Origin of the sequence: Enterovibrio litoreus, from assembly GCF_045679545.1 — a bacterium.
Classification (GTDB): domain Bacteria; phylum Pseudomonadota; class Gammaproteobacteria; order Enterobacterales; family Vibrionaceae; genus Enterovibrio.
Window position 1 is genome coordinate 1773327 of the sequence record NZ_CP166194.1, and the last position, 12824, is coordinate 1786150.

At 47.7% G+C, this 12824-nt stretch carries 12 protein-coding genes; 3 read left to right on the forward strand and 9 right to left on the reverse strand.

From position 1 onward, the window contains the following. The first annotated feature begins 138 nt into the window (after positions 1-138). Both AB8599_RS07775 and AB8599_RS07780 read left to right on the forward strand, forming a co-directional pair. The gene (locus tag AB8599_RS07775) at positions 139-2025 is read left to right on the forward strand and encodes a methyl-accepting chemotaxis protein (RefSeq protein ID WP_407330332.1); all 1887 of its coding nucleotides are present in this window, start codon (positions 139-141) and stop codon (positions 2023-2025) included. Between the two features lie 368 nt (positions 2026-2393). Further along, the gene (locus AB8599_RS07780; RefSeq protein WP_407330333.1) at positions 2394-3356 is read left to right on the forward strand and encodes a TerC/Alx family metal homeostasis membrane protein; all 963 of its coding nucleotides are present in this window, start codon (positions 2394-2396) and stop codon (positions 3354-3356) included. A gap of 138 nt (positions 3357-3494) precedes the next feature. On the opposite strand, the gene AB8599_RS07785 is transcribed toward AB8599_RS07780, so the two are convergent. From AB8599_RS07785 to AB8599_RS07820, 8 genes are read right to left on the reverse strand one after another with little or no spacing between them, the layout of a single operon-like run. After that, positions 3495-4295, reverse strand: a complete 801-nt coding sequence (locus AB8599_RS07785; protein ID WP_407330334.1) for an outer membrane lipoprotein-sorting protein — start codon at positions 4293-4295, stop codon at positions 3495-3497. Position 4296: 1 nt separating this feature from the next. After that, entirely contained in the window at positions 4297-6651 is a 2355-nt protein-coding gene (locus AB8599_RS07790; protein ID WP_407330335.1) for an efflux RND transporter permease subunit, read from the reverse strand. Continuing rightward, the gene (locus tag AB8599_RS07795; protein WP_407330336.1) at positions 6644-7744 is read right to left on the reverse strand and encodes an NAD-dependent epimerase/dehydratase family protein; all 1101 of its coding nucleotides are present in this window, start codon (positions 7742-7744) and stop codon (positions 6644-6646) included. Before AB8599_RS07795 ends, AB8599_RS07790 begins: the two co-directional genes overlap by 8 nt. Positions 7745-7800: 56 nt before the next feature. Then, a complete protein-coding gene (locus tag AB8599_RS07800) occupies positions 7801-8607 on the reverse strand; it encodes a ferritin-like domain-containing protein (protein WP_407330337.1) in 807 nt (268 codons plus the stop codon). Positions 8608-8619: 12 nt separating this feature from the next. Beyond that, positions 8620-9084 carry an OsmC family protein gene (locus AB8599_RS07805; protein WP_407330338.1) on the reverse strand — a complete coding sequence of 155 codons (465 nt, stop codon included), beginning with the start codon at positions 9082-9084 and terminating at the stop codon, positions 8620-8622. After that, the gene (locus AB8599_RS07810) at positions 9075-9923 is read right to left on the reverse strand and encodes an ATP-binding cassette domain-containing protein (protein ID WP_407330339.1); all 849 of its coding nucleotides are present in this window, start codon (positions 9921-9923) and stop codon (positions 9075-9077) included. The genes AB8599_RS07805 and AB8599_RS07810 overlap by 10 nt, the downstream gene beginning before the upstream one ends. A gap of 15 nt (positions 9924-9938) precedes the next feature. Next, a complete protein-coding gene (locus tag AB8599_RS07815; RefSeq protein WP_407330340.1) occupies positions 9939-10778 on the reverse strand; it encodes a transporter substrate-binding domain-containing protein in 840 nt (279 codons plus the stop codon). Between the two features lie 9 nt (positions 10779-10787). After that, complete coding sequence (locus AB8599_RS07820; RefSeq protein ID WP_407330341.1) at positions 10788-11516, reverse strand: hypothetical protein; 729 nt, start codon at positions 11514-11516, stop codon at positions 10788-10790. 250 nt (positions 11517-11766) lie between these two features. On the opposite strand from AB8599_RS07820, the gene AB8599_RS07825 reads away from it, so the two are divergent. Further along, entirely contained in the window at positions 11767-12111 is a 345-nt protein-coding gene (locus tag AB8599_RS07825; RefSeq protein WP_016958192.1) for a helix-turn-helix transcriptional regulator, read from the forward strand. Here AB8599_RS07825 and AB8599_RS07830 read toward each other — a convergent pair. Continuing rightward, positions 12095-12814 (reverse strand): ABC transporter permease subunit, encoded by a 720-nt coding sequence (locus AB8599_RS07830; protein WP_407330342.1) that lies wholly within the window; start codon positions 12812-12814, stop codon positions 12095-12097. The genes AB8599_RS07825 and AB8599_RS07830 overlap by 17 nt on opposite strands. Between the last annotated feature and the right edge of the window lie 10 nt (positions 12815-12824).

Sequence of the window (12824 nt, forward strand, 5' to 3'; positions counted from 1 at the left end):
TCAAATTCAATTTCCTCTCGCTTTACAATTCAAAATCACGATGCAGTTGTCGTGCCGTAGCGATAAATCTCAAGGCCTGTTCTATGCTCATTAATGTGAGCGCATATGAGACGAACAACCCAAATGAGAGACGATTAAATGATCATTCCTCGTTCCATCAAGCACAAAATTTCACTGGCCATTGCCACAATCATCATTGTTGTTGCTGCCGTTCAGTTCCAGCGGCAAGATCAACAATTGACATCCTACACCCAGGATTCAGTCAATCAATACGTCGACTCTGTCGGTATTGCCAGCGCCAAGGGCATTCAAAACTGGATTCAACCTCGCCTAGACATCATTCAAAGTGCCAAGGAAACGGACTTAAATGTTAAAGATGGGCCTCTTTTTCCTTACCTGAATCAAGCACTTCTTTCCGGTGGCTTTCAGTCTGTCTATATCGGAACGGGCTCTGGTGAGATGATTCGTTTCAATGGCAAGCCCTCGAGTGAAGGCTACGACCCAAGGAAACGCCCTTGGTATATCGAAGCCAATTCAAGCCCTTCCCCAGTGATCACCGCCCCGTACAAAGATTCTGTAACAGGTGAACTGGTCGTGACTATTGCCCAGCAGTACTCTCGACGCTCTGGTGAAAACGCCGTTATTGCTGGCGACATAAAGATCAAACAGCTCATTGAATACATCAACAGTATTAGTAGCCAAAATACACAGGCATTACTCCTAGACAACAAAGCAACCTTACTTGCCAGTGCTGACCCTTCAATGTCGCTTAAGCCAGCAAGTGAACTGTCGTCTCAACTGACTTCTGAAGCCCTACCCGTTCTTGCTGCAAATCCAATTGTCAGCGAGCTAACACTGGGCAACATTCCCTATCTATTCAACATTACCGCTATTGAAGGTACGCCTTGGTATCTCGCAGTTGCTATCAACAAGGACCACGCTTTCCATACCGTCGTCGCCAATCGAACAGATTCATTCATTTTTTCGCTCATTCAAGTGTTATTGGTAACAGGAATAACCATTTTTCTTGTCAGCAAATTGCTTCAACCATTGTCCCAAATCATGCGTGCTATGAAGAAACTCGCCAATGGCGATCTCACCGCGCGTGTTGACGTAAACACTAAGGATGAAATCAGCGTTATCGCCAAAGGCATCAATGACGTTGCTCAGAACTTACAGGACATCGTTGGCGGCATTTCTGAAGCGACGTCTAAAATTTCTTCAGAAGTTAAAGAAGTAAAAACAAAAACCATGGAAAACCATGATGTTCTGTCCCACCACAGCGAAGTGACTCAGCTTGTTGTTTCTCGCGTTGAGAAAATGAGTACAACAGTCCATACCGTGGCAGAAAGCGCCTCTGACGCTTTGAGCTGCACCCAAAAAACGCAACAACAAACCGCCGACTCCAAACAACAAGTCAGCCAATCCGTTACGGGGATTAATTCACTACTGAGTGAAATCACACTGATGGAAAGTGACATTCAAGCCATGAGTGAAAACTCAGAGAAAATCGCCTCTGTTTTAACCGTCATCGGCGAGATTGCCGACCAAACTAACTTACTCGCATTAAACGCAGCCATTGAAGCTGCTCGTGCAGGTGAGCAAGGACGAGGCTTTGCTGTGGTTGCAGATGAAGTTCGCGCACTTGCAAGTCGCACCCAACAAAGCACCTCTGAAATTAATGAAATGCTTCAAAAGTTGAATGAAGGGACGGTGAACGCCGTTCGCGCTATCGATAACACTAAGAAGAGTTGCTTACAAAATGTTGAGCAAACCAAAACGGTTGATGCCAATCTCGATATTATGAGCGCGTCAGTAGAAGAAATTAACATGTTGAACAGTAACATCACCGACGTAACACGCACTCAAAGCCAAGCATCAGAAGAAATTAGTGAGAGCATTCGAACCATTCGAGAAATGGTCGAGAAACTCAATGTAAGTGGTGAAGCCACTCTCAGCAATGTGCAGCAACTTTCTTCCTCAAATCAGCAACTCACCTCGGCTATTGCTAAGTTCAATATCTAGTGCGTGCTGCATTGCCAGCTCTTTACGGGCTGGCAGCCTATTTTCTGCCGCAAACACCCTATTCAAAAAAAACCATTTAGAGCCAACTCGTTGTATGTCCGCCAGTTTTACAAACAGGCGATAGAAACACTCTTTTAGCCACATATTCTTGTTTCCAATTGTCTTAAAAAGCACTATCATCGCGCCGTTTTGGGGAGTAGTCATTCCGTCGCGCTGTCGTCATCTCGTAGCATCTGCTACCGGCACGCGAGAACACAGGTATCTTGTGTTTTGACGAGACCAACGCCATTTATTCGCTTATTTTGCTTATAACTGCGCGGTTGGTTAGGTGCTCCCATCCCCTATTCCCTCCGCGCATCGGAGGTGTCATGTTACTCAGTGGACTTTTCTCAGGTTACGAAGGTCTGTTAGTTCTTACCGTGTTGATGCTTGGCATCGACTTATTGATCACACGTGGAAAAATCAGCTTTCGCAGCGCAGCAATGTGGAGCGTATTCTGGTTCTCTCTTGCGTTTGCTTTCGCTGGAGCTATTTATCTATTTTGGCCGCATATGGCGCCAACCAGTGAACTGACTAATGGTGAAGCCGCGACGTCGTTTATCACGGGCTATCTGCTGGAGAAATCTCTCAGCGTCGATAACTTGTTTGTCTTTGCCCTGATCTTTGCGCAATTCAAAGTGCCAGAAAATCACGTCCCTCGCATCTTGATGCTTGGTATTGTGGGGGCGTTGGTACTGCGTGGCATTATGATTTCATTGGGTGCGCCGCTTATCGCACAATTCCACGTTGTGCTGTACCTGTTCGGTTTCTTCTTGATCTGGACGGGCGTACAAATGTGGCGTCAGCATGGCGAAGAGAACGAGTCTTTTTCTGACAGCTTTGCGGTAAGACTGGTGAAGCGCTTCTTACGTGTAAGCCCTGATTATGACGGCAACAAGCTGTTTACTCGCGATGCACTCGGCATTTTGGCAACGCCAATGCTGGTGGTTGTTATGGTGATTGCGATGACAGACGTGATGTTCGCGCTTGATTCCATTCCGGCTATCTTTGCGGTAACGCAAGAGCCGTACTTGGTGCTAGCGGCTAACGTGTTTGCTTTGCTTGGCTTGCGCTCGCTCTATTTCGTGCTTGGCGGCATGCTGAACAAGTTCGCGTATCTACACCATACGTTGGCGTTTATGCTGTGCTTTATCGGTACAAAGATGCTGTTGATTGAAACGCCATTTGCTATCGCGACGCCTGTGTCACTGGGTGTGATTTTGGCGTCGTTGACAATCGGTATCGGTGCGTCAATTTGGAAGCAACGTCAGCTCGAGAAAGTCGCTCTCTAACCATTCTTAACCCACGTTGCCTTGATGTTCTCTCGGCAACGTCTGTTAAAAGAAATAAAATACGATTAAAAAAATGCGGGCTCAATACTGAGCCCGTTTTCTTTCCTTTTTGCCAAGTCTGAAACGCCCCTCTTTCACTTATCTCGACAAGGCCTGCAAACGTTGGCTTCTAAAATCGTTCTTATTCAATGGTTCGCCAAATTGATAATTCGACCAAATCATTACCGTTCTGCGTCCGTTAAGTTCATTCGTCATATCCAACTGCAACGGTCGCCAACGGCCATTATCAGGTAAAACATAGTCTGAGAGCAGTAACGTTTTTTCATGGACACCACGGCGATTATGGAAGATGACTTTTTGAGCTCGGTTGTGTTCCGTGTCCACCCAGATCACTCGCTTGCTGTATCCGGAGTTTTCATTCATTGGATAGCTTTCGATGACTTCGCAGCTCAGTGTGCTATCTGGGCATGGCTCTGTTCTCAGCCATTTGTAGGTATATTCATCCAATTCTTGTTTGGCGAGATCCTCATAGGAAAATTCCGAAGAAACAAACTTGCCAGAGACATTCGAACTGGAAATACGTTTGGTACGCGACGCGGCGGGCAAATAGAGCCACTGATGATCATCGTCAGGCTCAGTTCTGGCGTGGGTCAGCAATGCAATGCCTCGCATGTCGCCAGGTGACTCAAACACCAGGACATTATATTCGCTGGGCGTGTTACCCAGATCTTCAAGCGTTAGGCTACGAAACGACCGTTTAACCTCGCGATTACCGAGATATAAGATCATTTCGCCATCAGCACTTGAGGTGCCATAACCGCTATAGGACTGATCCATCTTCTCCGCTATTTCCCTTCCCTTCTCGGCATCATTGGCCAATAGATTGGGAGACATTAGGAGCAGCGTCACCGAAAGCATCAAGGGGGTAAACCTTCGCATATTAAACCTCCTGAACAGTGTGTTGTCGTAACATACGGTCTGCTGTGATCAGCAGTGCGGGAACAAACAGAAAATCGTATAGCAGCGCGGTGATCACCACACCCAATGCTAACAAGCCGAGATTGGCATTAATGGCAAAGCTAGACGTTGCCATCACCGCAAAACCCAATGCAATGACAAAGGTGGTAACAATAAGTGCCAGCCCTACGCCTGAATAAACATCGACGATAGCTTGTTCGACAGAGTTTCCCTGCCGTCGCGAGTCTTGATATTTGGTAAGGATATAGACGGTATCATCCACAACGATCCCCATGACCATCGCGCCAACAACAGAGACAGCGAGATTAATCTCACCCACAAAGTAACCCCAAATGCCAAACACAATAAGGATTGGGAGCAAGTTCGGCACTAGGCTAAACAGCCCCATTGTCCATGATCGCCAAGCAAGAGAAAGCAAGAGCGAAATGGTGATAATGGTGGTCAGGTTACCCAAAAGCATCGACACACTGTTTCGCTCTGACACATACGCAAAGGCCAGTGATAGGCCAGTACCCGCCTGACCCGAGAGGAGTGGCGCATTTCGTTGCATCCAATCCTCTGCCGCCTGCTCAATAGCGATAGTGTCAGCAGATGAAAGGTTGTCTGTCATGATCGACAATCTAGACGAGGCATAATCCGGCGTAACGCGATCACTCAGGCTATGCCCATAGGGTGCTGATATTTCGTAGGTTGTTAGAAGTTGAGAACTAAGATACGGGTCGTCTGGCAGCTCGGCTGACGGTGTATTGTTAAACGCCTGATGCAAGCGCGCAAGATGGTCTGGCAAGGCTATCACGGCATTCACATGTGGCTGTTCTCGAAGCCAATCAGCAAACGCGGCCACTTGTTTTAAGTAATCCGGATCAGCCACTGTTTTGCCTTCAGGCGCATCGAAGGAATATTCAATTAGCCCCATTCCGCCCCAATGATCCTGCACCAAGTCAGTCTGAACACGGAAACTGTTTCTGTCATCAAAGTACTTTACAAAATTGTCATTGAACGTGATGAGCTGCAAGCCCAGTAGCGCGGTCACCGCTAGGGTTGAAAACACAAACAAAATCCAGCTGGCATTGTTGCATACACGTTTGGCGACTTGCCCAAAATGGATCTTAGGCAGTGCTGGTAACGGTTTTTTGCGGCGACGTAGCCACGCAAGTAAAACGAGAGGTGTCAACGTCAGGTTGACCACGAGGCTCGTTAACACCCCGAGCGCGGCAATGGTGCCGAGTTCGCCAAACGGTTCGACATCTGAAAAGTTAAGGCTCATAAACCCAACGAACGTCGTCAGGTTAGTCAATGACAGTGGGACCACGTTGTAAGCCATAGCCGCAAGCACCACTTTGTGCGGTTCAACCTTGGGCATCACGTTTCGTAGTTGGTAGGTTTTGGCAATAATGTGGACAGCATTCGCGACCGCCAATACCAATATAATTAACGGTGCTGCGCCCGACGCGGTGTTTAACTGAAATCCCATCCATGCCACCGCACCCACAGCGCTAAGAATACTCAGCAGGATTACCATCAGCACAGTCAGTGAAGGTACTACCGCTCTAAACAATGCGCCGATGAGTATTAAAACCAGCAATATCATCGCGGGAACCAAGGAACCAGAATCCGCATCGCTTGCTTCATTCAGGGCATAGTCGAGCATGACCAGTCCGGTGAGGTAAATCTGGTAGTCAGGGTAGCGTTCTAGATACGCTGCCTGAAGCTCACGGGCATGAAGAGCCACGGTTTTCACGGCCTGTAAATCGTCACTCGACATGGCGACAGTCAGAAACACCGTTGCAGCATTGCCATCTTTGGCAATCAGATTTCCTACCACATCTGGGCGTTGTTCAAAAAATCGCGCCAGTGTTTGTTGTGCCTCGGGGCTTTGTTCTTCGCCCGATAAAATGAGGTCATCGACAATCATGCCGCCGCCATCAGCATCGGCGATGGGGTCGATAAAGTTCACCAGTGATGTAACTTTACGGGCGTAAGGTGCGAGCCAAAGTTCATCCGTCAGTTCACGTATCAATGTCAGTGTTTTTGCGCTGGTCGCAGACTCGCCCTCTGGCGGAACCAACACAAACATGACATTTTCATCTTTGGAGTAATTCGCCTCAAGCTCATCCAGTGCAACTTTTTCGGGTGAACCGACCGCGAGGAAAACCCGCGCGGAATTGTTAACCTCCAGTTTAGCGAGGCCTCCCGCTAGCAAAAATATTGCGCCCAACACCACAATCAAGGTGGTTTTGGTGTGAGAGAGTACGAAGGAAACCAAGCCAATTAGCCGCTTTTCAATGCCCAGCGGCTTACCTTTTAGCTCACTCATTAAACACCCGTCCTTTTTTCTCGTTATACAATGACATGAATTGCTTTTGGCATACCTGAATACTGGGTAGCAAGGCGTCAGCAAAAGGCACGCCATCTGCTTTCATGGCATTAATGGCGGAGCGATCGAACGTCCAATTCCGACTGGCTATTTCTAAGTTGGTGCGACAAAACGCATTGAAAGCACGAACACGCGGTGAAAGCCCTCGATAATCTAGCGAATCATTATCTGGAGCCCATTCCAATGTGTTGGGATGACCGATTTCGTCAAACAAAAGTGACCACAAATCTTTTGTGGTCGGTGCTTTAGATGAATCGGAAACCGCATTAATGATCTTGCCTTCAAACGGCTGGGAAAGGGCGTAACGCATGACAGAGATGAAGGCGTCCTGATGGACAAAGTTCATACGCGCATCAGGACAGGCTAGACGCATCAAATCGATATTCTTTGGCAGCAAACGCTTGGCGCCATCCCAAAGCTGATAGATGCCGTAGCGCTTCCCTGCATAAGCTCCCGTTCGACTATCGCCTATTACCACTGAGGGTCGGACGATGAGGTAATCTAACCCAGACTGTGCGACCAAGTGTTCAGCTTTGCGTTTTGTGCGGGTATACATGGTGGGGTCATCGCCTTCGTCACCATAAATCCGCTCTTCAATAAAGCCATCACTGACTGCGGGCGCAAAGGCGGTCGAAATGTATACATGCCTGCCTATGCCATGCGCTTTGGACTGCTCAAGTATCCAGCGCGTTAGTTCAACATTCACTGCGGTGAGGTTTTCTTCATTGAAGTATTCTACGGAGCCGATGCAATTTATCACGGTATCGACACCTTTGAGTTCTGGCGTGTCAAAGAGGTATTCGTTAAAGCAAACCGTGTCGATCAAGGCATCAAATTCATCATCACTCAAAGGCAATGTCATTCCTGATGCTTCAAGCGTTTCCTGCGCCAGTTTTACAATGTCGCCTTTCAGTTCATCAAACGTCCCTGTATCTCGCGAAGCAATCACGATTTGATGGCTAGCATCCATTAATATGGCTGCAGCCACCAACCTTCCTACATATCCATTCGCACCGAGCACGAGAATTCGCATTGGCATTCTTCCTTGTTCATGCCGGGTAAAACAGTCTGTTTCACCCGGCGGTCAACTTAGTGACAACAGCGGTTTCCGGAAATATCAGCTTTGTCTTTGGGTTGCCATTTTGATGAGTCATCATCCACCAGCGAGGAAAGAAACGGCGCAACGCGATTCGGATCTAACCCGATGCGATCGATTTTTTCCATGTAGGTATCAATGGCATCAATGCGCAATTGATCGAGATCTTGTTCAATAACACCCAACGAGACGGTGGAACACTTGATACTGAGTTGGTCGCACAAGCTAAAGCAGTTGTAATTCACCATGCTCATCATGGCTGGCATCACCGCCTTATGGGCCAATTCAAATGCGCGATGTACGTCTTCATCATCGTTATCGAGCATGCGATGTATTTCATCCACGCCATGCTGAAGGTGAGCCATTTCTTCGACGAGAATACTCGCCGCCAAGCTGCTGGTGTATTTATCCGTGTTGCGCTGCAGCGCGGTGTAAGCCACCGTGGCGAAGGTTTCAACCATGATGTCCTGCGCAATGATGCAAGAGGTTAAATCTCCAACACTGGCACGCTCTTTCACAAAGCGACCGATTTCTTTCCACTGCGGTTCCACCATGGTTCGCATGGTTGGAAAGTCAATGTGCTTGCCGAGCTTTGACAGTGCATTGATATGTCCCCCTTCGTCCCTCGCCTGCTTAACGACATGGATTTTTTCATCAACGTCATCAATCAGCGGCACCATGGTGGTGTAGTTATTAACCGCCATAATTTCGCCGGAAATGGTGTTGGATATGACATAAGCCAGCAAATCTTTGTACGCCTGACTTTCAAGGCGTTGCGTTTCATTCATAAGGTTTGACACGTCTTTTCTCCTTCATGTCCACTGGACGGTGACGTTGATAGGGAAAGCCGGTGATAAAGAAGCGGATACCGTGCAGTGCTTCTTAAAGTTCCGATCAATGGATGCCCGGTTCTGAGTGCTCAGACCGCCGCCATCGTTTGCCCTTATTGTCACGTTGATTTCACGGATGCGGGGATACCCTTCTTCGCCTTTGTGCACAGTAACTTGCGCGTCAGTGACGATACATCCTTCCTCGGTTTTTGCGCCATGAAAGCGCATATGTTCTAAAAGCGACGCAGACAGACAATGACCAACTGCGCTGCCGAGCAGCGCCGGTGTTGAAGGGCCACTGTTCGTTCCAACGGGATCCGGTTCGTCGCTCATGTAAGGCTCGCCCGCAGCGTTGCCATGCTCACTGGCGACATTCTTGAACAGGTAATCTTTTTGGTAGGTCAGTTGCACATCGAACAACCGGGTATCTTTCGATTTCAGTTCCATACACTTTCATTCCTTGTGGTGACGGGTTGGCGAGCAACAGCATCCGCGCTCTGTATTGCAGACGGCATGTGATTACACGCTTGTATTTCCGTGATAACGCCGCCTTTCATATCAACTCTGGCGGTGCAGGCTTCTAGGCAGCCATCAAGGCGGTGAGACGCCATTAATATCGTGGTGCCAGACTGTTGTCTCGCGAGGAGGAGTTGATTCACTTTCTGTGCATTGGCATCGTCTAACGCCGAAAGCGGCTCATCCATCAACAACAAATCAGGATCGCCGACCAACGCTCGGGCAATGGATACCCGCTGCTGCTGTCCGCCAGAAAGTTCTGTGGGAAATCGATTTGCAAACTGCGCAACATCCAACTCTTCCATCACTGATAGCGCTTTTTGTTGTTTATCGTGAAGCGTGCTTTTCTCTCGACATTCAAAGCCCATGCACACGTTTTCAATCGCTGTTAGCTGATCAAATAACGCAGGTGTCTGAAAAACCGTTCCGGTTCGGGTACCCGGGCAACACTCCCATTTTCTACACCAGCAATCGACTGGCACACCAAACTTGAGAGCCCGCCCACCACTGAGCGGCGTTAAGTTATTCAACACACTCAGCAGGGTCGATTTACCGCAACCACTGGGGCCGACCAACATGTACCACGCACCTGTCGGCACAGTCAGATTGACGCCATTGAGCACCGAAACCGCTTCTTGCGTTGTCGAGTTTGAAAACCAGTCACCAAAAAACCGTGGTGTCGCTGAAGACATCACACTAACCTTCGCTTCTTCAATGCATAGCGCTGGCTGAGATAAATTTGGCACGGGTATCGATTGACGTGAAAACATGCCTTTTCTCCTCATCTAACCTTGCGGCCAAACCTCAATGCGGTTCTCTAAAGGCATCGGTGTTTCACTGTCAGGCCCAAACCAACGGTTATAAATTGTCAGGTATTCTCCGCTTGATTCAATTTCCTGTAGGGCACGATTAACGGCATCACGCATTTTGCTGTCGTTCTCAATCACACCGAGACCATCCTGTTTCATACCAATGGCTTCTCCGCTCAATACAGTGAGTTCTGGATTAGGTTTGGCATAGCTAACAAGCACTTCTGCATCTTCTGCCCAGCCATCAATTTTCCCTGAAAGGACGGCATTCATGGCTATTTGCTTGTTTCCAAATTCAATGATGTCTTCTTCATTGACCGGATGACCATTTTTCTCCAGCCAATGTTTCCAGTTGCTAATCGAGTGACTACCTCGATTCATACCCACTTTTTTTCCCACCAAATCCTCAAGCGATTTTGCGCCATCAGTCCTCACCAAAAACGTCTGCGCTGACCAAAAATAGGTTTGCGAAAAATCCACAGCGTCATCACGTTTCCATGTATGGCTCATGGATGCTGCCGCCATGTCGATCTTCCCGTTTTGCAGATAGGTTATTCGCGTAATTTCATCAACGGGGACGCGCTTCATTTTTACGCCAAGCTTGTCGGCCACGGCACTGGCAATATCAACATCAAACCCCACCCAATCGCCTTTTTCGTTGATGAAAGAATGTGGCGGATTATCCTGACGGATCCCAACGGCGATCTCGCCCCGCGCTTTTACCCTATCGATGACAGAGCCATCTTCCTGAGCATGTGCAGGCATGAATAAAAGGGTTAGCAATGTACAGATAAAGAAAACAATTCTGGGGAACATAAACTCTCCTTAGTTGATGCTTCGAGTCATTCGATACGATGAGCGAAAAACCGAAAGACGCAGTCTTTCTCCGATAAGATTCAAGAACTGCACGTTGATAAAATAGAGCGCAGAACAAATGGCAAAAATGGTCAGCCAATCTGACAATTGATAGGCACGGCTCGCAAGCAGGTTGGTCAGCGCGCTCAGCTCAAGCAGTCCAATCAAAATCACAATGCTTGTGTCTTTGAACAGCGAGACAAAATGCGTATGAATTGCCGGAAAACTCTTTTTAAATACCCAGTGGGCTCTCAGACGCGCATACCGAGCAAGAAGTCCTAGTTTGAGCACGTTTTCGACTCGCTCTAGGTTTTCGGGGTACATATGAATGTACTTTGAAAAAATCGGCACAAGGTGCGACATGGAATAAAGTGTCAAGGCGAAGATGCCTTTCACAAACGTCTCAAGTGGCAAAAAAAAGTCGATGGTGAAAATGATCACCAGCGGAGGGATTGCTCTCAGTAAGGCGAAGCCTGTACCGGATACCACCATGAATCGATGACGTTTGTTACAAACACAAACCACCAAATATGAAAGCGGAATCGACAAACTTATCGTGGTAACAAATAGGCACCATGTCAGAACAAGACCACCAGGTTGCGCATGAGGCAGACCAAATAACATCTTCTGAGCTATGTCAAAGCTACCTTCCATACGCCAAAGCCTCTCACCCACTTTTTGAACTTCATTGAGCATCATGTTTAGATACCCATACAATCATTATATCTAGATATACCGATATATTGATATCAATTATAAGAACCATGAGAATGCCCCGTTGGTTCAATGGTTTGTGAAACTGTGTGTTTTTAGCACGAGCATGCTAGTATTCACTTAGCCACACGTCCGATGTGTTGATAACGCTAAGGTTTACAGCTTTCGTGAAAGTGGATGTAACTTGTGACGCCTGCTCACAGTCTGTTTATTTTTTACTGCAATGCCTATAACTATGAATTCAGAAGAATCAGCAAAAATATTCGCCGCGTTGGCTCAAGAAACAAGACTGGATGTATTCAGATTGTTGATTAAAGCTGGCGAGAAAGGCCTGTCTTCTGGAGAGGTAGCGGACAGTTTAAACATTCGACAAAATACCATGTCCACTAACCTTTCAATCCTTCACAATGCCAAGTTAGTTCGCCGAAAGCGTGAAGGACGGATGATCCGCTATTTCGTCAATATGGAAACGATCGGCGTGCTCCTCACCTTCTTGTTGGAACATTGCTGTGGCGGTGAAAGTGATATGGTGAGCGAACTCGTCACCAGCTTACAAAAAGGGTTTAACCAGTCAAACTAAGGCTGGGATCAACGTCAGACCGACGCCGTAGCCGCTTCGCGAACAAATTCCCTATAATGTGTACGCCGGAACCAAGCAGTACAAAAAGTATCGTCGCGAACACTAAGTAGGGGATCACCAGCGCCGTTTCAACTACGCCCGTTCTCATCGCTGCAAAAATACCGGTAATGGGAAACATGGAAATAAACGCTGTGTTGTGTAGATGATGGACGAGTCTGGCCGACACTGTTGGGACAAGCGCTGGCGCACACTCGATGAAAACCAATTTTATTTTCACCCATGTGCCGAGTTGAAGCGTCTCCATGTACTCAATGGTATCTTGCTTGATGGTTGAAATGGCAGCTTCGATAATTTTGGCTAAATGCCCTGAGCTCGAAAACGCAAGACCCACAATAATAAATATCGCGGCGACGCTGAACCCCCATGAAACGCCAGGTATGACCCCTTCCATATCCAACACTGAAAAATAGGGAGAAAGCCCCAAATTCCCCATCAAAAGAACAAACACAACAGTTGGGACACCTCGAGACACTTCTATCAACACACCTGACACAACACGAAGAAAGTGAAAATGGCTTCTCCCACAAAGTACGTATATCACTGCAAAAAATAGGCTCAGTGCAGCAGAGAAAACAAAGAAAAAGACAGTGGTCAGCGTGGGAACCACAAATGAAGCCAGAAACGCAGCCAGATCAAAGCCCATGAACTAGACA

What these genes read in the sequence shown, in the direction of transcription:
- AB8599_RS07815 (WP_407330340.1), bottom strand. Translation starts at nt 10,778, where the DNA reads ATGTTCCCCAGAATTGTTTTCTTTATCTGTACATTGCTAACCCTTTTA.
- AB8599_RS07805 (WP_407330338.1), bottom strand. Translation starts at nt 9,084, where the DNA reads ATGGAACTGAAATCGAAAGATACCCGGTTGTTCGATGTGCAACTGACC.
- AB8599_RS07830 (WP_407330342.1), bottom strand. Translation starts at nt 12,814, where the DNA reads ATGGGCTTTGATCTGGCTGCGTTTCTGGCTTCATTTGTGGTTCCCACG.
- AB8599_RS07825 (WP_016958192.1), top strand. Translation starts at nt 11,767, where the DNA reads ATGAATTCAGAAGAATCAGCAAAAATATTCGCCGCGTTGGCTCAAGAA.
- AB8599_RS07780 (WP_407330333.1), top strand. Translation starts at nt 2,394, where the DNA reads ATGTTACTCAGTGGACTTTTCTCAGGTTACGAAGGTCTGTTAGTTCTT.
- AB8599_RS07790 (WP_407330335.1), bottom strand. Translation starts at nt 6,651, where the DNA reads ATGAGTGAGCTAAAAGGTAAGCCGCTGGGCATTGAAAAGCGGCTAATT.
- AB8599_RS07820 (WP_407330341.1), bottom strand. Translation starts at nt 11,516, where the DNA reads ATGATGCTCAATGAAGTTCAAAAAGTGGGTGAGAGGCTTTGGCGTATG.
- AB8599_RS07775 (WP_407330332.1), top strand. Translation starts at nt 139, where the DNA reads ATGATCATTCCTCGTTCCATCAAGCACAAAATTTCACTGGCCATTGCC.
- AB8599_RS07810 (WP_407330339.1), bottom strand. Translation starts at nt 9,923, where the DNA reads ATGTTTTCACGTCAATCGATACCCGTGCCAAATTTATCTCAGCCAGCG.
- AB8599_RS07795 (WP_407330336.1), bottom strand. Translation starts at nt 7,744, where the DNA reads ATGCGAATTCTCGTGCTCGGTGCGAATGGATATGTAGGAAGGTTGGTG.
- AB8599_RS07785 (WP_407330334.1), bottom strand. Translation starts at nt 4,295, where the DNA reads ATGCGAAGGTTTACCCCCTTGATGCTTTCGGTGACGCTGCTCCTAATG.